The organism is Arthrobacter zhangbolii (assembly GCF_022869865.1).
GTDB lineage: Bacteria > Actinomycetota > Actinomycetes > Actinomycetales > Micrococcaceae > Arthrobacter_B > Arthrobacter_B zhangbolii.
This window is the reverse complement of the sequence record NZ_CP094984.1, coordinates 3362792-3384389: the sequence shown is the minus strand read 5'-3', so window position 1 is coordinate 3384389 and position 21598 is coordinate 3362792. Positions and strand designations below refer to the sequence as shown.

At 66.3% G+C, this 21598-nt stretch carries 23 protein-coding genes; 15 read left to right on the top strand and 8 right to left on the bottom strand.

Annotation, left to right across the window (positions count from 1 at the left end; all coding sequences use genetic code 11):
- Nucleotides 1-165 precede the first annotated feature (165 nt).
- A complete protein-coding gene (locus MUK71_RS15830) occupies nucleotides 166-618 on the top strand; it encodes a MarR family winged helix-turn-helix transcriptional regulator (RefSeq protein WP_227928194.1) in 453 nt (150 codons plus the stop codon).
- Nucleotides 619-681: 63 nt separating this feature from the next.
- Here the strand turns inward: MUK71_RS15830 and MUK71_RS15825 are convergent, their stop codons facing one another.
- Together MUK71_RS15825 and MUK71_RS15820 are read right to left on the bottom strand one after the other, a co-directional pair.
- Nucleotides 682-2025 carry an MFS transporter gene (locus MUK71_RS15825; RefSeq protein ID WP_227928195.1) on the bottom strand — a complete coding sequence of 448 codons (1344 nt, stop codon included), beginning with the start codon at nucleotides 2023-2025 and terminating at the stop codon, nucleotides 682-684.
- A 36-nt stretch (nucleotides 2026-2061) separates the two neighbouring features.
- A complete protein-coding gene (locus MUK71_RS15820; protein WP_227928196.1) occupies nucleotides 2062-3567 on the bottom strand; it encodes an acyl-CoA synthetase in 1506 nt (501 codons plus the stop codon).
- A gap of 198 nt (nucleotides 3568-3765) precedes the next feature.
- Between MUK71_RS15820 and MUK71_RS15815 the strand changes: the two genes are divergently transcribed.
- The 4 genes from MUK71_RS15815 (at nucleotide 3766) to MUK71_RS15800 (ending at nucleotide 6640) form a co-directional block, all read left to right on the top strand.
- Nucleotides 3766-3993 (top strand): hexameric tyrosine-coordinated heme protein, encoded by a 228-nt coding sequence (locus tag MUK71_RS15815; RefSeq protein WP_227903041.1) that lies wholly within the window; start codon nucleotides 3766-3768, stop codon nucleotides 3991-3993.
- A gap of 92 nt (nucleotides 3994-4085) precedes the next feature.
- Nucleotides 4086-4754 carry a response regulator transcription factor gene (locus tag MUK71_RS15810; RefSeq protein WP_227928198.1) on the top strand — a complete coding sequence of 223 codons (669 nt, stop codon included), beginning with the start codon at nucleotides 4086-4088 and terminating at the stop codon, nucleotides 4752-4754.
- The gene (locus tag MUK71_RS15805) at nucleotides 4751-6043 is read left to right on the top strand and encodes a sensor histidine kinase (protein ID WP_227928200.1); all 1293 of its coding nucleotides are present in this window, start codon (nucleotides 4751-4753) and stop codon (nucleotides 6041-6043) included. Before MUK71_RS15810 ends, MUK71_RS15805 begins: the two co-directional genes overlap by 4 nt.
- A gap of 75 nt (nucleotides 6044-6118) precedes the next feature.
- Nucleotides 6119-6640, top strand: a complete 522-nt coding sequence (locus tag MUK71_RS15800) for a hypothetical protein (protein ID WP_227928201.1) — start codon at nucleotides 6119-6121, stop codon at nucleotides 6638-6640.
- A 133-nt stretch (nucleotides 6641-6773) separates the two neighbouring features.
- On the opposite strand, the gene MUK71_RS15795 is transcribed toward MUK71_RS15800, so the two are convergent.
- Nucleotides 6774-7976: an ROK family protein gene (locus MUK71_RS15795; RefSeq protein WP_227928202.1), complete on the bottom strand. Its 1203-nt coding sequence runs from the start codon at nucleotides 7974-7976 to the stop codon at nucleotides 6774-6776.
- A gap of 98 nt (nucleotides 7977-8074) precedes the next feature.
- Between MUK71_RS15795 and gap the strand changes: the two genes are divergently transcribed.
- From gap to MUK71_RS15775, 4 genes are all read left to right on the top strand, one after another.
- A complete protein-coding gene (gene gap, locus MUK71_RS15790) occupies nucleotides 8075-9082 on the top strand; it encodes a type I glyceraldehyde-3-phosphate dehydrogenase (protein WP_227928203.1) in 1008 nt (335 codons plus the stop codon).
- A 148-nt stretch (nucleotides 9083-9230) separates the two neighbouring features.
- Nucleotides 9231-9398: a hypothetical protein gene (locus tag MUK71_RS15785; RefSeq protein ID WP_227903035.1), complete on the top strand. Its 168-nt coding sequence runs from the start codon at nucleotides 9231-9233 to the stop codon at nucleotides 9396-9398.
- Between the two features lie 197 nt (nucleotides 9399-9595).
- Nucleotides 9596-10087: a DUF2975 domain-containing protein gene (locus MUK71_RS15780; protein ID WP_227928205.1), complete on the top strand. Its 492-nt coding sequence runs from the start codon at nucleotides 9596-9598 to the stop codon at nucleotides 10085-10087.
- Entirely contained in the window at nucleotides 10087-10401 is a 315-nt protein-coding gene (locus MUK71_RS15775; protein WP_227928206.1) for a helix-turn-helix domain-containing protein, read from the top strand. The genes MUK71_RS15780 and MUK71_RS15775 overlap by 1 nt, the downstream gene beginning before the upstream one ends.
- On the opposite strand, the gene MUK71_RS15770 is transcribed toward MUK71_RS15775, so the two are convergent.
- The 3 genes from MUK71_RS15770 to MUK71_RS15760 all read right to left on the bottom strand — a co-directional run bounded on the left by MUK71_RS15770 (nucleotide 10348) and on the right by MUK71_RS15760 (nucleotide 14011).
- Nucleotides 10348-10746: a hypothetical protein gene (locus tag MUK71_RS15770; RefSeq protein WP_227928207.1), complete on the bottom strand. Its 399-nt coding sequence runs from the start codon at nucleotides 10744-10746 to the stop codon at nucleotides 10348-10350. The genes MUK71_RS15775 and MUK71_RS15770 overlap by 54 nt on opposite strands.
- 99 nt (nucleotides 10747-10845) lie before the next feature.
- Nucleotides 10846-11490, bottom strand: a complete 645-nt coding sequence (locus MUK71_RS15765; RefSeq protein ID WP_227928208.1) for a hypothetical protein — start codon at nucleotides 11488-11490, stop codon at nucleotides 10846-10848.
- A gap of 85 nt (nucleotides 11491-11575) precedes the next feature.
- Nucleotides 11576-14011, bottom strand: coding sequence for a trypsin-like serine protease (locus MUK71_RS15760; protein ID WP_227928209.1), 2436 nt, complete (start codon nucleotides 14009-14011; stop codon nucleotides 11576-11578).
- Nucleotides 14012-14403: 392 nt separating this feature from the next.
- Here MUK71_RS15760 and MUK71_RS15755 point away from each other — a divergent pair, with 392 nt between their 5' ends.
- Complete coding sequence (locus MUK71_RS15755; RefSeq protein WP_244802799.1) at nucleotides 14404-15384, top strand: EamA family transporter; 981 nt, start codon at nucleotides 14404-14406, stop codon at nucleotides 15382-15384.
- A 24-nt stretch (nucleotides 15385-15408) separates the two neighbouring features.
- Here MUK71_RS15755 and MUK71_RS15750 read toward each other — a convergent pair whose 3' ends face one another.
- Nucleotides 15409-16959: a long-chain-fatty-acid--CoA ligase gene (locus MUK71_RS15750; protein ID WP_227928210.1), complete on the bottom strand. Its 1551-nt coding sequence runs from the start codon at nucleotides 16957-16959 to the stop codon at nucleotides 15409-15411.
- 121 nt (nucleotides 16960-17080) lie between these two features.
- Between MUK71_RS15750 and MUK71_RS15745 the strand changes: the two genes are divergently transcribed.
- The 4 genes from MUK71_RS15745 to MUK71_RS15730 are packed head-to-tail and all read left to right on the top strand — an operon-like array spanning nucleotide 17081 to nucleotide 19836.
- Nucleotides 17081-17557 carry an RNA polymerase sigma factor gene (locus MUK71_RS15745; RefSeq protein ID WP_227903028.1) on the top strand — a complete coding sequence of 159 codons (477 nt, stop codon included), beginning with the start codon at nucleotides 17081-17083 and terminating at the stop codon, nucleotides 17555-17557.
- Nucleotides 17544-18167, top strand: a complete 624-nt coding sequence (locus MUK71_RS15740; RefSeq protein WP_227928211.1) for a methylated-DNA--[protein]-cysteine S-methyltransferase — start codon at nucleotides 17544-17546, stop codon at nucleotides 18165-18167. The genes MUK71_RS15745 and MUK71_RS15740 overlap by 14 nt, the downstream gene beginning before the upstream one ends.
- Nucleotides 18164-18850, top strand: a complete 687-nt coding sequence (locus MUK71_RS15735; protein ID WP_227903026.1) for an alpha-ketoglutarate-dependent dioxygenase AlkB family protein — start codon at nucleotides 18164-18166, stop codon at nucleotides 18848-18850. The genes MUK71_RS15740 and MUK71_RS15735 overlap by 4 nt, the downstream gene beginning before the upstream one ends.
- A complete protein-coding gene (locus tag MUK71_RS15730; RefSeq protein WP_227928213.1) occupies nucleotides 18847-19836 on the top strand; it encodes a DNA-3-methyladenine glycosylase family protein in 990 nt (329 codons plus the stop codon). Before MUK71_RS15735 ends, MUK71_RS15730 begins: the two co-directional genes overlap by 4 nt.
- Here the strand turns inward: MUK71_RS15730 and MUK71_RS15725 are convergent.
- Complete coding sequence (locus MUK71_RS15725; RefSeq protein ID WP_227928214.1) at nucleotides 19833-20216, bottom strand: DUF1304 domain-containing protein; 384 nt, start codon at nucleotides 20214-20216, stop codon at nucleotides 19833-19835. The genes MUK71_RS15730 and MUK71_RS15725 overlap by 4 nt on opposite strands.
- A 235-nt stretch (nucleotides 20217-20451) precedes the next feature.
- Here MUK71_RS15725 and pstS point away from each other — a divergent pair, with 235 nt between their 5' ends.
- Nucleotides 20452-21567, top strand: a complete 1116-nt coding sequence (gene pstS, locus MUK71_RS15720; protein ID WP_227928216.1) for a phosphate ABC transporter substrate-binding protein PstS — start codon at nucleotides 20452-20454, stop codon at nucleotides 21565-21567.
- The last annotated feature ends 31 nt before the right edge of the window (nucleotides 21568-21598 follow it).

Genomic DNA, 21598 nt, shown 5'->3' with positions numbered 1-21598 from the left:
TCCTTCTGCTGGGCCGGGGCCTGTTGTGACTCCGGCCACGTTGGCGGCGACGTGCTCCTATTCCACGCCATATCGTTGAAAATGTCAACGGTTATGTTTCTCACCTATACTGGGGGCAACAGCCGCTGTGGGCCCATATCCAACTCCGCCGAAGGACACCTCCCCATGACCACCACCCCTGATGGCCCCGCCGTGCGTTTCACGGAATCCGACCTCGGTGCGGAACCGGTGTTCCTGATGGCCCGCGCGGCCTCGATCGGATCCGCGCAGGCTAACCGGAGCCTTGCCGAGCTGGGACTGAAAGTGCGGCACTATTCGGTACTCTCGCTGGCCTGCAGCGGCGGAGCGCCCACGCAGCGGGAGCTGAGCCAGTTCCTGGTGCTGGACCCCAGCCAGATTGTGGCCATCGTGGATGAACTGGAACAGCGCGGCGCCGTCGAGCGCCGGACGGACCCGAGGGACCGCCGTTCCAAGGTCATCATGCCCACCGGAGGGGGCCGGGAGCTCTACGCACAGGCGCGAAAACTGGTGGCAGGAGCCACTGAATCCTCCCTGGCAGCGCTCTCCGCGGCGGAGCGGCAGGAACTGTCCCGGCTGCTGCAGCGGGTGGCTTTCTAGCGCTTACGCCAGTGGCCGCTTCGGATCTGCGGGAATCCGAAGCGGCCACAACGCGCCGTTCCGTCAGTGCTCGTGGGTCGCCAGATCGTAGTCCTTGGACTCGCGGGTCAGCAGGATAAAGATGGCGCTGACCAGTGCCATCCCGGCCAGGTACCAGACCACAGGACCGGTGGACCGGTCGCTGGAGGCGTAGATGGAGGACAGGATGCTCGGCGTGAATCCGGCTCCGAGCAGAGTGGCAAACTGGTAGCCCAGGGACGCTCCGGTGTAACGGGAGGACGTGCCGAACTGCTCCGAAATGAACGCGGCCAGCGGGCCGTAGATTGCCGCGTGGCAGAGCAGGCCCACCATAAAAGTGGTGAAAATCAGCCAGGAGTTGGCGGTGGCGAGCCAGCTGAACATCGGGAAGATCAGCGCGATGAACAGCGCCAGGCCGGCCAGCATCACCGGGCGGCGTCCCAGCCGGTCCGAAAGCCTGCCCATGCCCACTACGAAGGCCACGCTGAGGATGGAGGCAATCGCGAAGGTATACAGCACAGCCTGTCGCTCAGCACCGTTTTCCACTGCGTAACTCACCGCGAAGGTAGCCAGGAAAACCTGGAGGGCGAAGCCTGAGGCTCCGGCCAGCATGGTGAAGATCAGTGCCTTCGGGCGGCGGAGGACCTGCAGGATGGGCAGTTTGGGCTTGGTCCTGTTGGCAGCCTTGTTGGCTTCCTCCCGCTCCACGGCTTCCTTGAAGATGGGGCTTTCCGAGACCTTGGAGCGCACGAAGATGCCGACGCCCAGCAGCAGTGCCGAGAGCAGGAACGGTATCCGCCAGCCCCAGGCCAGGAACTGATCCTCAGGCATGGCGGCGAAAAGCCCCAGAATGAAGGTACCCAGGGCGGCGCCGGTGGGAGCGCCCGCGTTGGTGAACGAGGCAGCGAACCCGCGGTTGCCCTTTGCGGAGTGCTCCAGGGCCATCAGTGCGGCCCCGCCCCATTCGCCGCCGACGGCGATGCCCTGGCAGACGCGCAGCAGGATCAGGATGACGGCGCCCCAGGATCCGATAATGTCCGCGCCCGGGATCAGGCCGATAAGTGTTGAGGCAATGCCCATGATCAGCATGGAGAGGATCAGCATCTTCTTCCGGCCCAGCCGGTCTCCGAAGTGTCCAAAGATGGCGCCGCCCAAGGGGCGCGCGAGGTAGCCGGCGGCGAACGTGCCGTAGGAGGCGATCGCCCCCGCCAATGGATCGAGATCGGTGAAGAAGACGTGCGGAAAGACCAGGGCTGCGGCCGAGGCATAAAGCAGGAAGTCGTAGAACTCAATGGTGGAGCCAAGGTAGCTGGAAAGAATGACCCGTCGGGCTTCATTCCTTTGGGTGCGCTGCCCCGATGGCGCGGGGGCGTCGGGTGTTACGGACATGGCGGTTCCTTGAGGGTGGGTGATGGGAATCGGTGCCTAGGCGCCGGAGCGGAGGATGTGTTTCTGGATCTTGCCGGTGGCGGTGCGGGGAAGTTCGCGCACCACCTGGATCTCGCGCGGAAGCTTGTAGGTTGCCAGGCGTTCCCGCAGCAGGGCGCGGAAATCCTCGCCGCCGCGGGGGTCCCCTTCGGCGAGGGTGATAAAGGCCTGCCCGGTCTCTCCCCACTTTTCGTCGGGGACGCCGATGACGGCGGCGTCGAGCACGCCCGGAATGTTCAACAGGGCGTTTTCCACTTCGGCGGGGTAGACGTTCTCTCCGCCGGAGATGTACATGTCCTTGATCCGGTCCTTGATGTACAGGTAACCGTCCTCGTCCCGGAGCGCGACGTCGCCGGAGTGGTACCAGCCGCCGTCGAGCGCCTTTGCGGATTCCTCGGGCTTGTTCCAGTACCCGGACATCACATTGGGGCCCTGAATCACCACTTCGCCGGCGACGCCGGGGGGAACGTCCTTGCCGTCCAGATCCACGAGCCGGTATTCGGTGAAGAAGTGCGGCCGCCCGGCCGAGCCCGCCTTGGCAAGTCCGTCCCGGGACTCGAGCATGCACACGCCGGGTGCCGTTTCGGTCATGCCGAAGCCCTGCATGATGGCCACATCCTTTTCCGCCCAGGTGCGGATGGTGCGTTCCGGCAGGGGTGAGCCGCCCACCATCAGCCCGCGGAGGGAGCCCAGGTCCGCGGATGCAAATCCGGGATGCTGGCTGAGGGCATCCAGCATGGCGGGAACCATAAAGGCGGAGGTGACACCGGATTCGGCGATTTCGCGCAGCACGGTGTCCGGCGAGAAGGACCGGTGGATGATGATCCGCCCGCCCAGGGTGAAGGTGGGAAGGGTGACCATGTTCAGCCCGGCGATGTGGAACAGCGGCGCAACGGCCAGATGGACCTCATCCTGGCGCAGGTCCTGGCCGATCAGGGCGTTGACGTACTGGTAGAAGAGGTTGCGGTGGGAGAGCATTGCACCCTTGGGCCGCCCGGTGGTGCCCGAGGTGTACATGATCAGCGCGAGGTCTTCCAGATCCACCTCATCGGTCACCGGCGCCGTGCTGCCGCCGGCCAGGAAATCCTCAAATAGCGTGCCCGGTCCGCCGCCGTCGACACTGAGCCATTGGATGCCGTCGAGTCCGGTGGAAAGCTGTTCGGCATTTGGCCGCTGCTCTTCGGTGAAGACCACGGCGCGCGCTCCGCAGTCGCGCAGGATGTAGTCCACCTCGGCAGCGCGCAGCCGCGGGTTTACCAGCACGCAGGCCGCCCCGATGAGTCCGGCGGCGAAGAAGGTCTCCAGCAGTGCAGGGTGGTTGAAACCGGCGTAGGCCACCCGGTCACCACTGCGGATGCCGGCGTCGCGGAGGGCGTTGGCCAGGCGCAGGACGCGCCGGTCCACCTCGGCGTAGGTCCATTCCCGGTTCTCGAAGGTGATGGCAGTATCGTCCGGCCGCACCTTTGCGCGCCGTGCCGGCCAGGAACCGATTCCGAGATTCACCGTGACTCCTCTGTCGTGATGCACTTCACATTTTCTATAACCATTGAAACAGCGTTCTATTGACAAAGTCAATGGTTATAGATGTCACGGGTAGTTCCGGTTGCGTGCAGGGGTTGTGCCGGGAATATGCCCTGCCCACAATGAAACTGGCGGCCCGGACGGGCGCCGGCCCGCGACGCAGTCGATAGGACGGACATCATGGAGCTTGTTCCCAACAATTCCCTGAAATGCACCACTCCTGAGGACGGCCGCCGGCTGGCGATCAGCCTGGCGCTGCAGACGTCCTTTGCCATGCAGCCGGACGAACACGTCCAGGAGATTATCCGCACTACGTACGCGAACAATCCGGAAGACCTGCTTGCCGCCTCGCAGGTGGTGGCCACCGAATTTGCGACCATTGCCGCGGCCAATGACTACTGGCGCTAAGGTGCGATGACGGTGAGCTGAATCTCCCCTTTGGGGTTCAGATTCGGTTCCCCTCCGGGAGCGTCCCGCCCGCGCGGTCCTATACTTCACGGATGGAGGACCAACCCCGGATCCTGGTGGTGGAGGATGACCGGCGCCTGGCCGGGATGCTGGCTGAAATCCTGGAAGACGAAGGCTATGCCGTCACTCTCGCCCACGACGGGCAGCGGGCACTGCATGAGGGACTCACCGGGAACTTCGACGTGCTGCTGCTGGACCGTGGGCTGCCCGCCATCGAGGGCCTCGACGTTATGGCCCGGCTGCGCAGCCGCGGCGTGCTGACCCCCGTGCTGGTGCTCTCGGCGCTGGGCAACCCATCGGACCGGGTGGAGGGGCTGGACCGCGGTGCCGAGGACTATCTGGCCAAACCCTTCGACATGGACGAACTCCTGGCCCGGCTGCGGGCCCTGCGCCGGCGCACTCTGGAACGTATTCCGGTGCTCCCCGTTCCCGGCGGGACCTTTGACCCGGAAGCCAGGACGGTGTCCGCGGATACCGGCAAGGCCGTCCAGCTGTCCGAACGCGAGGCGGAACTACTGGAGGTCCTGGCCCGGCATCCGGGCCGGATCTACCCCCGCGTGGAGCTCCAGGACCTGGTGTTCCCGGACGCGGACGACGACGGCGTGGTGGACACCTATGTGCATTATCTGCGCCGGAAACTCGGCCGCCCCGTGGTGATGACGGTGCGCGGGGTGGGCTACCGGCTGGGCAGGAGCCCATGAGCCGGCGGGACAGCTCCGAACTGCAGAGGGCGACCATCCGGCTTTCCCTTCAATTCACCGCCTTCATCGTGGTCCTCCTTTCCCTTGTGGGGGTGCTGGTGTATTCGCTCGCTGCCGCGGGATCCACCGCTGCCGCGCGCGAAACACTGGAGGACGCCGTCGACCTCTCGAATGCCCGGGACGCTCCGCTTGATGTTTTCCTGGCCGTTTATGACCGGGGCAGGCTGGCGGTTTCGCGTGACATGCCCGCCGGGCTGCCGGTTGAAGACGCCCTCGCCGAGGTTTCCGCCGGCGGCGGAAGCCGTGAGGAGACGGTCTCGGTGGGCGGTGCAACGTACCAGGTGCTCACCGTCCGCCGGGGCAATGACGTGGTTCAGGCGGCAGTGGATACCCGCGAATCCCGCAATGAACTGCAGCGGCTGGTGCTGGTGCTGGTGGGAACCATCCTGGGCGCGGCGGTGATCGCTGCGGCCTTCTCCGTGCTGGCGGCACGTGCGGCCATCAGGCCTCTCGCGCGGGCGCTGGCGCTGCAGCGGCGTTTCGTTGCCGATGCGAGTCATGAACTGCGTACCCCGCTGACCCTGCTTAGCACCCGCGCACAGTTGCTGCGCCGGCGTCTGGACCGCGGGAGCAGTGGGGGAGGTTCGGGTGCCGGAATCGGGGCCGGGACCGGGACAGGCCCGGAGCCGGAAAAGTGGCTGCAGGACGGGCTGGCGGAAATCGTCTCCGATGCCGGCGTGCTGACCGGCATCCTGGAGGACCTGCTGGTCTCCGCTGACCCGCGCAGGAATGAAACCGTGGAACCCGTGGATCTGACCGCCGTCGTCCGCGACGTTGCGGATAGTTTCGAATCGATGGCGGGGGAGCGCGGTCTTCAGCTGGAGGTGCGGGCACCTCAGGGTCCGGTGGCCGTCCGCGGTGTGCGGGCGGCGTTCCAGCGGCTGGTGACCTCCCTGCTGGCTAACGCGGTGGATTACGCCGGATCGGCGGTGCGGCTGACCGTGGAGCCGGTCGGCCGGGAGGCGGTGCTGACGGTGGCCGACGACGGACCCGGCCTGCCGCCGGAACTTGAAGGACGCCTGTTCGAGCGGTTCTCATCCGTCCGCGCAGCCAGTCCGGTGGACCCGGCGGAGGGAGCCGGCCCCCAGCGGCATTACGGTCTGGGCCTGGCATTGGCGGCGGAAATCGCGGCCCGGTTCGGCGGGTCCATCCGGGCCGAATCAAGCCCGGGGGCCGGGACATCCCTGAGGGTCCGGCTGCCGCTGTCCGCGCCTGGCTCCCAGGCATAACTTCTAAGAAATCTCGAAGAATCCGGCGTCAGGATTGAATTATCAGCAAACCACTTGATGGAGGTGAAGACACCCATGGCTTTGGGTAGCAAGGCCAAGCGGGTCGTGATCTGGACCGCCGGTGCCCTTGCCGGAGCCGGACTGCTGGTTGGCAGCTTTTTCGCCGGTACCGCCGTTGGCGGGGACGATGCTTTGGAGCAGGCAGGTTCCACGACGCAACAGGAAAACACCCGGGACGCCGAAGACCGGGACGGCAGGGAGCTGCAGGACCAGGACCGGGATCAGGACCGGGATCAGGGTCAGGACCAGGATCAGGACCAGGATGGCCGGGAGGCTCGGGAGCATAAGGGCCCGGGGCACAACGGCGAGGGTCCAGATGATGAGAGTCGGGACGGCCAGGACCAGGACGGCCAGAACCAGGATGACCCGAACCAGAGCGGCCAGGACCAGGATGACCAGGACCGCGACGGACGTGAAGGCCGGCCCGAACGGGAGGACCGCGGACGCGGGGATCATCACGATGAACGGCACGATGGTCCCCGGGATGGGGACGACGCCGCCGACGGGGACACCGCAGACGGCGAAACCGACGGATAATCCTGCAGGGTCCTAGCCGGCCCCGGAGCGGACTCCGCACCGGAACCGGAGGTGAAAGGGCCGGGCGCATACGCGCCCGGCCCTTTCCTGTCAGCGGCCGCCCTTCCGGTTCAACGCCGGCGGAGCACCCTCGTTAGCGTTTTGGCTCGGGAACCAGGTTCAGCAGGTGGGTCTCCACGTAATCCAGGGCCAGGCGGACCGCGCCCGTGGGGACCAGCATTTTGCCCAGGTCCGAGACAGCCAGCCGCGGCGGCTCCGCCACATAGTGTGCAAGTTCCCGCGTCATGGCCGGCAGCAGGGCGGTGGCCGATGCCGCAACGGCACCGCCGATGACAATCAGCCGCGGATCGAAGAAGGAGGACACCAGCGCCAGCACCCGGGCCATGCGGGCCGCTATGCGGTTCAGGATCTCCACGGCCACCGGATCTCCCGCGGCTGCTGCTTCGAATACCAGGCGTGCCGAGGCCCGGTTGGTATCCGGTCCCACAAGCTCCCGGATTCTGCCGTTGTGCCCGTCCCTGAGGGCGGCGCTGCCCCACAGCCGGGCCAGCTTGGCTATGCCGTCCTCGTTGCCCACGCCCTCCACCAGCTGCAGGGCACCCATGCCGCCGGTGCCCCCCGAGGCGCCATGCAGCAGCCGGCCGGACTCAATGATGCCGCTGCCGAGGCGCTCGCCGGCCAGGATCACGGCAAGGTTCTCCTCCCCGGCACCCACTCCGCGCCAGCGTTCTGCCAGAGCCGCGAGCTTGGCATCGTTTTCCACCAGCAGGGGCCACCCCCTCGTGTCGCCGAATTCCCGGCTCAGCCCCAAATCGAACATGGGTGCCACTTCCTGCCCCGGGGCGACGTCGCCGTTTCCCGTGACCTGCGCGGCGATCCCCATTCCGGTGCAGAGGACCGCCGAAGCCTCAATCCCGGCGTCGGCAAGTGCGGCGTCGACGGCGGCCGTAACCACGTCCCGGCGCTCCTCCGGCTGTCCCCCGTGGCGCGGGAACCGTGCCTCGGATCCGCCGACGACGGCGCCGGAGAGATCGGCGGCCAGCACACGGACAGTGGCAATGCCGACGTCGAGACCGAGGACGTACCCGGCACTTTCGTTGAACTCAAACCGCCGGGCGGGCCGCCCCTTTTGCCGGTCAGTGCGCAGGGAGGGGGTTTCGCGGGCCCAGCCGCGGGCAATCAGGTCATCGCAGACCGCAATGACCGTTGCGCGGGTCAGTCCGGTGGCATTGATCAGGTCCGTGCCGGTGACGGACGGGACGGAGCGCAGCACTTCGAGCACGGCGCGCAGATTGGTTCGGCGCAGCAGCTGCGGGGTGTTTGCGGAGGCGTCCATGGAAGTGGCCTTTGACGTGTGGCGGCAATAACAGCATAATAATTGTAGAAGACATTAAATTTAGTCTCTAAATTTACTCTAGCTTCTAGGAGGCCGCAGTGACGGTACGCGTCGGAATCAATGGTTTTGGTCGGATTGGCCGCAATTACCTGCGGGCGGCCCTGCAGCACGGTGAAGGCTTTGAGATAGTTGCCATCAACGACCTCGCCGATCCCGCGCAGCTGGCCCACCTGCTCAAATACGACTCCGTTGCCGGACGCCTGGCGGAGAAGGTCACCGTGGAAGACGGCAACCTCATCATCGGTGAGCACACCGTCAAGGTGTTTGCAGAGCGGGATCCCGCCAACCTGCCGTGGGCTGACCTGAACGTGGACATCGTGATTGAATCCACCGGCTTCTTCACCAACGCCGAGGATGCCCGCAAGCACATCACCGCCGGCGCCAAGAAGGTCCTGGTCTCCGCACCGGCCAAGGGCGACGCATTCACCGTGGTCATGGGCGTGAACGACGGCGACTACGACGCCGAGAAGCACGACATCATCTCCAACGCGTCCTGCACCACCAACTGCCTGGGCCCGCTGGCCAAGGTCCTGAACGACGCCTTCGGCATCGAAAAGGGCCTGATGACCACCGTGCACGCCTACACCGCAGACCAGAACCTGCAGGACGGCCCGCACAAGGACCTGCGCCGCGCCCGCGCCGCAGCCCTGAACATGGTGCCCACCTCCACCGGTGCCGCCAAGGCCATCGGCCTGGTGCTCCCGGAGCTGAAGGGCAAGCTGGACGGCTTCGCCATCCGCGTCCCCGTGCCCACCGGTTCCGTCACCGATCTGACGGTCACGCTGGAAAAGGAAGCCACGGTTGAGGAGATCAACGCCGCCTACGCCAAGGCTGCACAGGATCCCCGCTGGGAAGGCATCCTCACCTACACCGAGGATCCGATTGTTTCCTCCGACATCGTGGGCGATCCGGCCTCGAGCATCTTCGACTCAGGCCTGACCCGCGTGATGGGCAACGAGGTCAAGGTTGTTGCCTGGTACGACAACGAGTGGGGCTACTCCAACCGCCTGGTGGACCTCACCGGCCTGGTTGCCTCCAAGCTCTAGTCTTCGGAAAAACCGCCCGACGGCGCCGCGCCGGACTCCCTGCGAGTCCGGGCGGCGCCGTCGTCGTTTAATGCGGTGTCCACTGAACACGGTCACCGTGATGGATCGGGAAGCTGCTTTGGACGGCCGGACAGGCATCTCCTTGGGGATGGAGACCCCAGGGTACAAGGCCCGGAAGGAGCTGATCATTGACCCTTCCACCGGCCAGCTGATCGGCGAACGGGAAATCCTGCTCGAGGACCAGGGCAGCATCCCGGCCGGGTCAGCCGTCTGCTGGACCGCCGTCACCACCTCGGTGGTGGATTCGGCACCCTAGGGGAACCTGCGGGCGGGAGTTCCCACGCTTTGATACCTGTGTTGCCAGTGTGGTCCCTTCTGAAACAGCAGTCACAGTGCGTGGGAAGTTCTGCTCCTGGTTTCGGGAACCCCTTGCAAGGCCTCTCGATTGTCGATAAGTATTGACTGTCCGTCGATAGAAGCAGGTGGGGGTCGAGGTCCCTCAGGGAGTGTGCCATGGGAAATGCAGCCGTTCTGGCGTTACGGATAGTGCTGGTCCTGGTGCTCCTGGGCACCCTGTTTGTCCAAGCGGTCCTGGTGCCGTTGTTCGCCATCGACCTGGCAGAGGCCGGTGCGCAGCCGGTGCGGGTGCCAGTGCTTGCCATAGTGGTGCTCGGTATCCTCGCCTTCCAGGTCTGCCTGGTGTGCGTCTGGTGCCTGCTGACCTTGGTCCGGCGGGGGACCGTGTTCTCCGCCGGAGCCTTCCGCTACGTGGACGTCGTCATCGGAGCGCTGTCTGCAGCCGCGCTGCTGCTGTTCGCCCTCGGAGCCGTGCTGGCCCCGGGCGAAAGCGTGGCACCCGGCGTTGTCCTGCTCATCGGCGGCATGGGTGTGACAGTCGCCGCCGGCGCGCTGCTGGTCCTGGTGATGCGGGCGCTGTTGGCCTCCGCCGTCGCCACTGCAGCGGAAGCGCACCAGCTGCGCAACGAACTCGGCGGCGTGATCTGATGCCGATCATCGTGGACATCGACGTGATGCTGGCAAAACGGAAAATGCCCGTAGGGATGCTGGCGGAGCGCATCGGAATTACCCCGGCGAACCTGGCAGTGCTCAAAAACGGTCGCGCGAAGGCAGTACGGTTCACCACCTTGGCTGCGCTGTGTGAAGTGCTGGAGTGCCAACCCGGAGACCTGCTGCGCTGGGAGCCGGATCCGAACGGGAGCCATCAGCCGGCAGCCGATGGAGCCCCCGAGGGCGTCGCGCCCGGTTCAGCGGCGCTGGGCCCTGTCCCTGAGGCGGGAGGCGAGGCGAAAAGGCGCTGACGGGGTGTGCTCTCCAGCGGGCAGGACGGCCGCTTGCACTGCGGAGGGGGCGTCCGCTGAATCTGACGGCTCAGCATCCTCGTCAGCCGGGATATTTACAGTCGGCTGGTTTCCGGCCGCAGCCCTCCGGTGCAGCACCAGGACCGCCACCGCTCCGACGGCAACCAGAGTGCTGGCCAGAGCGAGCATCAGGTTGGCGTAGAGCCAGAGGAACGTCATGGTCGGCGGGGTGCCCGGCGGCGCCTCCAAAAGGTCGGCGGCTGAGGCCAGCCAGAAGGCCACGCAGCCGGCAAGGACAATCCAGGCCGTTCGGGGGCTGACGAAGGAGAGGATCTTTTGCTCCATGGTGAATGTTCCTGGGCGAAAGGAGGAAGGTGCCGTCTTCTCGACGCACCAACCCTAGGCCATTCACGGGGCCCGCTTGCGGTTCTGCGGAGGTTGTCCCTACTTCGTGGAGTAGGGGGTTGCCATTCCGGGGGATTCCTTCACAATTACCGGAACCTCTCCGGCCGGCGCCTGATCAGCGGCTGCCGACTGGAGGGCAGTCACCTGATCTGCCGGTACTTCGACGATCACTGCACCGTCACGGCCGCTGGCTGCGATGGCATGGACCTCCAAAGCCGGCAGCGGCTGTTGGGCCAGCCAGGTCCGGACCTGCGCCTTGGCTTGCTGCAGCTCGGTGCTGTTGAAGCCCACCAGCACCGGAACGGCACCGGCGTCGCGGACGGTGGCTTCCGCTGCGGAATCCGTGACCGCTACGTGCAGCACACCGCCGTCGACCCAGGCATCCGAGTACGCCGGGCCCAGCTGGGTTTTGAGCTGCTCATGCAGCAGGAGCAGCTGTGTGGTGTATTCGTCCGTGGCCATATTTCCTTCCGGTCCGGTGGCGGGGCCCGCCGGTGTTGCCCCGATACCGGGGGACGCCGCAGCGGATGATGAAGCCGCGGACGGATCGGCCGTAGGGGCGTTGTCGGGGCGCGTGCCGGAATCCGTTCCGCAGCCGCCAAGTGCGGTGAGGACTGCTACTGCCAGGACGGCCGCGGCCAGTGACCGTGCTTTGGGGTGGAGCTGACGGGTGTTCGGTTCCATGGTTCCCTCCTCGGCGTGACTGTAGCCTAAACCGGAACGGGTCCCGGCCGCTGGCCGGGACCCGTTCCACTATTCGCTAGTGCACTTACGCGTCCGCGAGTACCCGGCGGCGCTTGGTGTAGAGCACTGCAGCAGCACCGGCGGCGAGCAGGGTAGCTCCGCCTCCGGCCAGCAGTGCGATGTTGGAAGCACCGGTGTCAGGCAGTCCGCCCGTTCCCGGGTTTCCTGCCGGTGCGACCGGTGCGACAGGCGCCGGATCAGCGTTGACAATGAAGGAGACGAAGGCAGCTGCAGAAGGAGCGCCCTGGTATACCTGCGTGACCTCCACGCCGTGGCTGCTGACCGCCAGGTCGCCCATGGGGGCGGACCAGTTGCCGTTGTCGTCAGCCTGCAGTTCCACGGCCGGCTGGCCGTCGAAGCTGACCAGCACCAGGGCGCCGGGCTTGGCCGTGCCGGTTACGGTGTCGGGAAGCTCGCTCTGCGTGAACTCCGAGCCGTCGGCCGGGTTGGTGATGACCGGTGCTTCCGGAGCAACCGTCAGGTTCAGCTCGGCGGCAGCGGAATCTTCCTTGCCTTCAATGCCGCCTTGGCGGGCAGTTACTTCGTAGACGCCGTAGCTCAGCGGCTCTTCGAGCGTGTACGCCCAGTTGCCTTCCTCATCAACCTCTACGGTGCGGGTGGCGAAGTTCTCCACCTGGTCATCCGGAATGGACACCGACACCGTGGCCCCGGCTACGCCGGTGCCTTCAATGCTGCTGAGGGAGTTCAGGACCGTGGCGGGAGTGGTGAACACCGGAACGGGCAGCGGTGCTTCCTTGACAGTCAGCTCGAATTCGCTGACGGTCGACTTGTTGAAACCGTTCACGGCCTGTGCCGTGATTTCCAGCTTCGCGCCCTCGGGAACCAGCGTAGGAGCCTTGGTGGACCAGATCCCGTCGGGACCTGCCACTACCTCGGACTCTTCGCCGTTGAGCGAGAGCTGTACGGTGCTGCCGGCCGGAGCCGTTCCGGTGATGGGCGCATCGGTTTCCACCGTGCCGCCGTCCGCCGGGCTGGTCAGTGCCGGAGCGGCCAGGTGGATCGCCACGGAGTAGCCGGGAATGGCAGCCATGGAGCGGGCCAGGTCCACGCCGTAAACCTTGCCGGATCCGGGGACGCCGGCGCTGATGAGGCCGACGGCCAGGCTGCCGGAGATCATGCTGCCGCCGGAGTCGCCGGGAGCGGCGTCCAGCTCAGCCTGGAAACCTTCAGTCCAGGTGCCTTCAGCGTTGAAGAGGACATCGGACTCGAGGATGAATCCGCAGGTCCAGAAGGAGGTCCGGCCGGACTTGCAGATCGGCGCGCCAACCACCGGGGTGGTGGAGCCGGTGATCTGGACTGTGGTTGCTTCCAGGTCCTCTTCATTCGCCCACTGCAGGGTTTCCGGCAGCAGGGTCAGCTCGGGGTTGATGTTGTCGATCACGGAAATGTCCGTGCCCGGGTTAGCTTCGGTGCCCTCGAAGGAGTACGTGCCGAACATGCCCAACTCGTAGTCGGCGTGCTCAAGGATGGTGAGCGGGCCGGCCGCTCCCTCTGCACAGTGACCGGCGCTGATCACAGCGTCGTCGCCGGTGGCATTGAAGCCGTTGAAGCCAATGGAGCAGGCGGCAGCCAGGCCGTCGCCGCTCTCGAAGAGGTAACCGGAACCGTTCGGGATATCGGTCTCCGCGAAGTTCTCCGGCATACCCGTGGCAGATTCGACACTCACGTTCTCGTACGTGGCGGCGAATTCCTCTGCGATCGTGGACGGAGCCATGGCGCGGGCCTGGGCTCCGCCGAGCTCCGTAGCCGGCTCACCGACGGTCAGCACGAAGCCGCTGCCTGCGTTCCCGGTCACGGACTGCAGCTTGTCAGCGGCACCAGTGGCGTCAGCGTAATCCTTCAGGAGGCTCCGCAGGTCGGAGGCGCGCTTCAGGGGTGCAGCGGCTTCCTCCTCGGGGGCTTCAGTGGTGTTCTCAGCGGGTGCCGGAGCTTCGGTCTGCTCCGGTGCCGGCGCTTCCTCAACCGGTGCTTCCTCGGCCGGCGCTTCTTCGGCCGGTGCTTCGGTTGCCGGGGCGGGATCCACCACCGTGGCATCCAGTTCAGTGGCCAGCGTCTGCAGGTCCTCGCCGCTGCCGGTGATGACCAGGGCGCCGTCAACGAGCTCGATGCTGACAAAGCCATCGGTGGCCTTGAGCCGGTCAAGTGCGTCGGAGGCCTTCTTGCCGAGCTCGCCGGCCGCCAGGAACTCCTCGACCGTCATTCCCAGATCGCGCTGGAGCGCTTCGCTCAGGCCGGGGGCCAGTGTTGCCGCACCGTCCTCGACAGGCGCTTCGGTGCCTTCAACAGCCGGAACGGCCGGTGCCTCCGTGGCGGCCGGCTGCGGGGTTTCCCCCGTGGTTGCCATCGCCGGTCCGGCGATAAAGGCGCCGCTCACCGCCAGAAGGGCGGCGGCGCCAAGGGCACCTGCCCGTGCGTAGAGCGGGCGTGGACTTTCCTGCATGAAATTTTCCCCCATAGACGTTGGCCTCCGGCTTTCCATGCGGGCGCTAATGCGGTGCTGGAAGTGCGGAGGGGACAAGACTGTGAACTGCAAATGTTTACTGCGAGTGATGCGGAAACTGCCCGTAGCCGGGTTTTACTCAGTGAACTGATTAAAAAAACGCCAGTGATAGTACCGAATAACTCCTGCCCGCCGCGGTTCCCACGCCCAAAAATGTTAATGACATAGATCATACGGGGAGGCACTCGAGAGAATAGCGGCCCCGGGAGGAGATAGCAAGGGTGGACGGGCAGAGCCGGGGGACACATATTGATCCCGCCGCACGGCCCGGGTAGCGTCACATTGACAATGCCAGCCACGGCGCGCACGCTGCCCCGGATCCAAGGAGAAACGTGGGACGAGGGCGTACAGGTGCCGGTTCCGGCGCGGCACAGGCAGGGGCCGGGGGAATTTTGGTGGCGCTCGCGTCCTCGGCAGTGTTCGGCCTCTCCGGTTCGTTTGCCAAGTCGCTGCTGGAGACCGGATGGACCAGCACCGGAGCCGTGGCGGTTCGGATGCTTGGTGCAGCGCTGGTCCTCGCGGTTCCCGCCGCGATCGCACTTCGCGGCCGCTGGCACCAGGTGCGGGACAACTGGCGCACCATCGCACTCTTCGGGTTTATCGGCGTGGCCGGATGCCAGTTCTTCTACTTCAACGCAGTGGAGCGTCTTTCCGTGGGAGTGGCGCTGCTGCTGGAGTTCCTGGCCCCCGTGCTGATGGTGCTCTGGATCTGGGCAGCCACCCGGCGCCGGCCCGGCCTGCGGACCGTGCTGGGGACTTTGGCGGCAATTGCCGGGCTGGTCCTGGTGCTTGACCTTGGCGGCAGCACCCGGATTGATCCGATCGGCGTGCTGTGGGGCCTGGCGGCAGCCGTGTGCCTGGCCATGTACTTCTTTATTACCGCCAAACAGAATGATTCCCTGCCGCCGCTGGTGCTGGCCACCGGAGGCATGCTGGTTGGCGGAGCAACAATGGCGGTTCTGGGCCTCACGGGCATTCTGCCGCTGGGGTTCAGCGCCGCCGATGTGGATCTTGGCGGCTGGCGGACCCCGTGGTGGGTGCCGGTGGCCGGCCTGGTGCTGTTCTCCACCGTTCTGGCCTACGTCACCGGGATCATCGCTGCCCGCGGCCTGGGCTCACGCGTGGCGTCCTTTGTCTCGCTGACGGAAGTCCTCTTCGCGGTTCTGTGGGCGTGGCTGCTGCTTGCAGAGCTGCCGCGTCCGGTGCAGCTGGCGGGCGGAGCCCTGATTGTGGCAGGGGTGGTGCTGGTCCGCTCCGATGAGCCGGCGGGACTGCCCGGCGAGGCAGCGGCCGACGTCGAACCCTACGCCTGAGCGGGTCCGACGCCGGTGCGCCGCTCAGGCGCCCGGAGCCTCGCCTACCAGCGGCGCTTCCACCGGCTCCACCGTTATTTCCCGCTTCAGGATCTTGCCCGTAGGCCCCTTGGGCAGGGCATCGGTCAGCTGGATCCGGCGGGGATATTTGTAGGCCGCCAGACGGTCCTTGGCGAACTGGGCAATCTCCGCCACCAGCTGGTCCCGGGCGCTGTCATCAGCCGGCCGGGATTCTTCACGCAGGCCCACCACGGCCACGATTTCCTCGCCGTGCAGGTCATCGGGGACACCGATCACCGCCGCTTCAGCCACTGCCGGATGCCCGTAGAGCACCTCCTCGACCTCGCGGGGATACACGTTGTACCCGCCGCGCAGGATCATGTCCTTCTTCCGGTCCACAATGTAGATGTTGCCCTCCTCATCCAGGCGGGCAAGGTCCCCGCTGCGGAACCAGCCGTCCGGAATGGCGGCAGCCGTGGCGTCATCGTTGTGCCAGTACCCCTTCATCACGCCTTCGCCGCGGATGGAGAGCTCTCCGATCTCACCGGTTGGCACGTCCCTGCCTTCGGGATCCAGTATCCGCACCTCCATGCCGTCAACCGGCCGGCCGATGGACCCCGCCTTCCGCTCGCCGCCCGGAAGGTTGAAGGAAACAATCGGCGAGGTTTCGGAGAGCCCGTACCCCTCCAGCAGGTAGGTTCCGAAAACGTCCTCGAACTCATGCAGGATTTCCAGCGGCATGGCGGAGCCGCCGGTGATGGCACCGCGAAGCGAGGACAGATCGGTGGTTTTCACGTCCGGGTGGCGCAGCATCGCCACGTACATGGTGGGGACCCCCTCAAAAATGGTCACGCCGTCACGCTCAATAATCTGCAGTGCCTTGCCGGCATCAAACCGGGGCAGCAAGCTGATGGATGCACCGGCAAGAACGGCGGAATTGAGGGCGGCGGTCTGGCCGAACACGTGGAAGAACGGCAGTCCGCCGAAGATGACGTCGGTCTCGAGGGTGTCCAGCAGGGAGCGTGAGACCTGGGCATTGCTCAGCAGGTTCCAGTGGGTGAGCGCCGCACCCTTGGGGCGGCCGGTGGTCCCGGAGGTGTAGAGGATTACCGCGATGTCTTCATCATCTACGTCGGCAACCTCAAGGCGGGAATCCGCGGCAGCCAGCAGCTGGAGGAACTCCACCGAGTCCACGGAAACTACGTCCACATTCCCGGCCTCTTCGGCTCCGGCGGTTACCTCCGCAGCCACCCCTTCCCAGGCGAAAACAATCCGTGCCCCGGAATCCTGCAGGTGATAGGCAATCTCCCGGGCCTTCAGCAGCGGATTCATAGGCACCACAACGGCTCCGTACCGCAGCGCACCGTAATAGATGAACGGCATCTGCGGAATGTTCGGCATCACCAGCCCCACGCGGTCGCCGGGAGCCACGCCCCGTGCAGCCAGGACACCCGCCACTTTTGCGCTCATGGCCTCCAGCGCCGCGTACGTCACTACGGTCTCATCCAGTTTCAGAGCGGTCCGCTCCGGAACACGGGCAACTGTGTCGGTAAGGACGCGGGCGAGGTTGGCCATGGGGATCTCCTTTGATCGTGCAACGTTGTGGGCAGTCTAGCCACAGCGGACGGGTGCTGCCGAGCTTTTTTGCCGGACCGGCTCACGAACGTTTCCCCAAAACCGTCTACCGTATGTGGAAGTGAAACCCTTTGAGCAGATTGTGCAGGAGCACGGCCCGGCCGTGCTGAGGGTCTGCCGTGCCGTGCTCGGTCCGCAGGACGCGGAAGACGCGTGGTCGGAAACATTCCTGGCCGCGCTGCGCGCCTACCCTGCTCTGCCGGAGGGTGCCAACATCCAGGCCTGGCTGGTCACCATTGCCAAACGGAAAGCGATCGACCAGCACCGGTCAGCAGCCAGGAATCCGCTGCCGGTGGAGCAGCTGCCGGAACCGCCCCCTGCCGGGGGAGCCGCCGAGCTGGACGGACTCTGGCATGCGCTGAAAACCCTGCCCGTGCGTCAGCGTGAGGCCTTGGCGTACCACCATCTGGCAGGGCTGCCGTACGCCGAGGTGGCACTGTTGCTGGGCGGTAGCGAAGCGGCCTGCCGGCGCTCGGCGGCAGATGGCATGAAGAAACTACGGACGCTGTACAGGGAGGACCGCAATGCCATCCTTTGATCTTTCCGAAGCGGGCCTCCTGGCCGGCATGGCGGCCGGAGAGCCGGACGCAGCGGTCCTGGCGCGGCTGCATTCCCGCCTGGCCGCCGACGCCGGGTCCGCCGGAGTCCTGGACCTCGCGTATACGGTGATGGACAGCCCGGTGGGCAGGCTGATCCTGGCCGCAACGGACGCCGGCCTGGTCAGGGTGGCCTTCGAATGTGAGGGAGTCGACGAGGTGCTGCAGGTGCTCAGCGACCGGATCAGCCCGCGGATCCTGGAGGCGCCGGAGCGGCTTGCCGTTCCCGTGGCGCAGCTGCAGGAGTATTTCGACGGCGCCCGGCACAGCTTCGACCTGGACCTGGATCTCCGCCTGACATCCGGTTACCGGCGCACCGTGGTCCAGGTCCTGCAGGGGATCGGCTACGGACACACGGTGACCTATGCAGGCATAGCCGCACTCACCGGCAACCCCGGTGCCGTGCGGGCGGTGGGCACCGCCTGCGGCCGCAATCCGCTGCCGCTGGTGATTCCCTGCCACCGGGTCCTGCGCTCGGACGGAACCACCGGCGGGTACCGCGGAGGACCGGCCGCGAAAAAGATTCTCCTCGATCTGGAAGCCGCAGCATGAGCAACTCCCTCTTTCCCCGCGAACGGACAGAACCGGCCGTGGGGGCCGTGCATGTTCCCGGCTGGCTGCCCGCGCAGCGCCAGCGCGAGATAGTGGATGCCTGCCGGCAGTGGGCCGTTGGGCCGGTTCCCATGCGATCGGCGGTGCTGCCCGGCGGGCACCCGATGTCCGTCCAGACCGTCTGCCTGGGCTGGCACTGGCAGCCGTACAAGTACACGCGAACCGCCGACGACGTCGGTGGTGGCCGCGTCGCGGACGTGCCCGAGTGGCTGGTCGAACTGGGACGCGATGCGCTGCGTGCTGCGTACCGCCGGCCGGACGGCAGCTATGAGCGGGATGACTACCGGCCGGAAAACTACACGCCGGACACTGCACTGATCAACTACTACGCCGAGGGCGCCCATATGGGCATGCACCAGGACAAGGACGAGAAATCCAGCGCCCCAGTGGTATCCATCAGTATTGGTGACACATGCGTGTTCCGTTTCGGCAACCCGGAAACGCGGAACCGGCCGTATACGGATCTTGAACTGGAGGGAGGGGACCTGTTTGTCTTCGGCGGGCCCTCACGCTTTGCCTATCACGGAGTACCCCGTACCCATGCCGGTACCGCGGACCCGGCGGGCGGGCTGGCCACCGGCCGCATCAACATCACCCTCCGGATGACCGGCCTGAGCGGATGAGCCCGAGCGGCCCCGGCGCAGTGCCCGATGTCCAAAACGGCGCAGTTGTCCAAAACGGCGCGGTGCCCCGAGCCGGCGGCGGTGCCGTGCGGCAGGACTCCCTGGCATACCGGGGGCCGCTGGCGCGGGAGCCGCTGGTCAACGCCCTCGCCGCCCACGCCGTGCCCGGACTGGAACGGGTCACGCGCGGCAGCGACGGCGCCGCGGTGGAACGGCTTCTGACGTTGCCCTCCGGTCCCGTGGAGATCGCCGTCCGTTTCCGTTCGGACGGCGAGGTGGTGCTGGCCCGTCCGCAACTGCCGGACGCGGAGGACGCCGAACTGACCGCAAGGGTCCGTTCCTGGTTGGACCTGGAGGCGGACCACACGGTGATTGATCCGTTCCTGTCCCGCTTTGACCTCCTGGAACCGCTGGTGCGGTGCCATCCCGGGCTGCGGGTACCGGGTACCACTGACGGTTTCGAAACTGCCGTACTCACCGTCCTGGGACAGCAGGTAACCCTCGCCGCTGCCCGGACCTTCGGGGCGCGCCTGGTTGCCTCCTTCGGCCGCCCCGGGCCGGCCGGACTTTCCACCTTCCCGACACCTGAGTCTCTGGCCGCCGTGCCTGCCGAAGATATCCAGGCTGCCGTCCGGATTCCCCACGCCCGCGCACGCACGGTATCCGCAGTGGCCCGGGCTGCCGCGGAAGGGCTGGCACTGCACCCCGGCGCTGACCGGAATACGGCACGGCGGGAACTGCTGGCGCTCCCGGGGATCGGTCCCTGGACCGCGGACTACCTGGCTGTCCGCGTGCTCGGGGACCGCGACGCCTATCCGGCGGATGACCTGGTGCTCAAGCGTGCGCTGGGCGTCGGTACCGGACGGGAGGCCGCACTGCTTTCCCAGCCGTGGCGTCCCTGGCGGTCCTATGCCCTGTTCCACCTCTGGACCGCCGCTGCGTACGCTCCCGTCGGGAAGGCCGCCGTCGGCAAAGCCGCGGGTTAGGCTCCCAGCAGGGAGAACATCAGCGAGACGCCTGCCGGGCCTCCCTGCACCGCGGCCAGCCGGCCGAGCCTGCGGTCGCTAAGCACCAGGACGACGGCGGCCAGCAGCATGCACGCCGTGCTGAAGCTCATAAGCGTCAGGCCTGCCACCGCGTTGCCGGCGATCAGCAGCACCACGCCGAGGCAGGCACCCACGGCGAGGAACAGGTTGTGGAAACCCAGGTTGTAGGCCAGCTGTGCCGTCGCCGCTGCGGAACTTGTACCCCGAAGCTGAAAGATCGCAACGGTCCCCGGGTCCGTCCATCTCAGGGATTCGAGCATAAAAAGGTAGAAGGCCACAGCAGCGGCGACCACGGCAAGGATGGCTGCGATTATCAGCACGGGGGGCTCCCTTGGCATTGCCCGGGCAGAGCCGTCCGGCACTGCCGCGCCGGGGACGGTAACCTCCGCCGGTGCGGTCAATCCTGACAGCCCACGGTCCCGCCCTCAAGGCCGCGTGTCTGTTTCGGTTGGCGGGCGCGGCCAAAAGCGAGCTAGCCTTGAATGAGCGGCCGTTGTACCGGCCCTCACCCTACCGGCGTTGGACGCCGCTGCCGCTTTCCCGGAAGGAAACCCATTGCGCCCAATCCGCCCCGCCCGTTCCCTGGCCATGGTGGTGCTGGCATCCCTTGCCCTCACCGCCTGCGGATCCGACTATCCTCTTGGCGACGCCCAGCGCGAGGCCGCCGAAAACAGCAACTCGACCCTCAGCGGTGTGCTGTCCGGGGCCGGATCAAGTGCCCAGGGTCCCGCCATGGACGCGTGGATCGCCGGGTTCGGGACGCTGCATCCGAAGGTGCAGCTGCAGTACTCTCCGGACGGATCGGGTGCCGGGCGCAGCGCGCTGCTGGCCGGCGCCGTGGATTTCGCCGGGTCGGATGCGTACCTGCAGGAAGAGGAAATGGCTGCTGCCCGGGAAGTCTGCGGACCGGAGGGCGCACTGGACATCCCGGCCTACATTTCACCGATTGCCGTGGCGTTTAATCTGCCAGGCTTCGAATCACTGAATCTGGACGCTGCGACCATCGCGGCCATTTTCCGCGGCAGCATTGAAACCTGGGATGATCCGGCCATTGCTGCCCTGAATCCCGGGGTCGCGTTGCCATCCACCCGCGTCACCCCCGTGAGCCGCGCCGATGACTCGGGCACCACGGAAAACTTCACTGAGTACCTGCACGAGGTGGCACCGGACGCATGGCCCGATGCGCCGTCGGGAACCTGGCCGGGAGGCCTCGAAGGTGAGAACGCACAGGGTAACTCCGGTGTAGTCAGCACCGTCACGCGGACCGAAGGCGCCGTGACCTACGCCGATGATTCGGTGATCGACGAATCCATGGGCACCGCCAACCTGCTGGTCGGGGAGGAATTCGTCCCGATCAGCGCCGAAGCGGCGAGCACCGCCGTCGAACAGTCCACCCGGGTACCGGGGCGCAGCGAGCACGATATTGCGCTGCACCTGGACCGGAAGACCACCGAACCCGGTGCCTACCCGCTGGTCCTGGTCTCCTACCAGATCTACTGCAGCTCCTACGACGACGCCGCCCTGGTGGAACGCGTCAAGGCCTTCGGGGAGTACGTGGTCAGCGAGGCCGGACAGGCCGCCTCCGCCGATGCCGCGAAGAGCGCACCGATCCCGCCGGCACTTGCCGAAGATACCCTCGCCGCGGTGAAATCCATTACCGTGCGCGACTAGGCGTACTGCAATCGAGGCGGTCTGCAGTTAG